This is a genomic window from Streptomyces sp. SID12501 (genome assembly GCF_010550245.1).
In the GTDB taxonomy this organism is placed as follows: Bacteria; Actinomycetota; Actinomycetes; order Streptomycetales; family Streptomycetaceae; genus Streptomyces.
In genome coordinates, this window is the sequence record NZ_JAAGLU010000768.1 from 1 (window position 1) to 423 (window position 423).

The 423-nt window shown below is 74.2% G+C and carries 1 protein-coding gene; it reads right to left on the reverse strand.

Going from position 1 to position 423, the window contains the following annotated elements:
• A partial coding sequence (locus G3I71_RS48370) for a spermidine synthase (protein ID WP_203733206.1) occupies positions 1–423 on the reverse strand: 423 nt, incomplete at both ends.

Consider the following 423-nt stretch of genomic DNA (forward strand, 5'->3'; position numbering starts at 1 on the left):
GGTGGGTCAGCGGCGGACCGTCCGCGAGGTTCGCCACGTACCAGCCGGTGGGCGCCAGGGCCCGGCGTACGTCGTCCAGGAACTCGGTGCTGGTCAGGTGCGCCGGGGTGCGGGCGCCGCTGAAGACGTCGGCGATGACGAGGTCGGCCCAGCCGTCGGGGATCTTGGCCAGGCCCGCCCGGGCGTCCACGGCGCGGACCCGGACGCGCGCCTGGGGATCCAGCGGCAGGTGTTCGCGTACGAAGGTGACCAGGGCGCCGTCGATCTCGACGACCTGCTGGGTGGAGCGGGGCCGGCCGGCGGCCGTGTAGCGGGCCAGGGTGAAGGCGCCGCCGCCCAGGTGGACCACGTTCAACGGCTGCCGGGCGGGTGCGACGAGGTCGATCAGGTGGCCGATCCGGCGCTGGTACGAGAAGTCCAGGT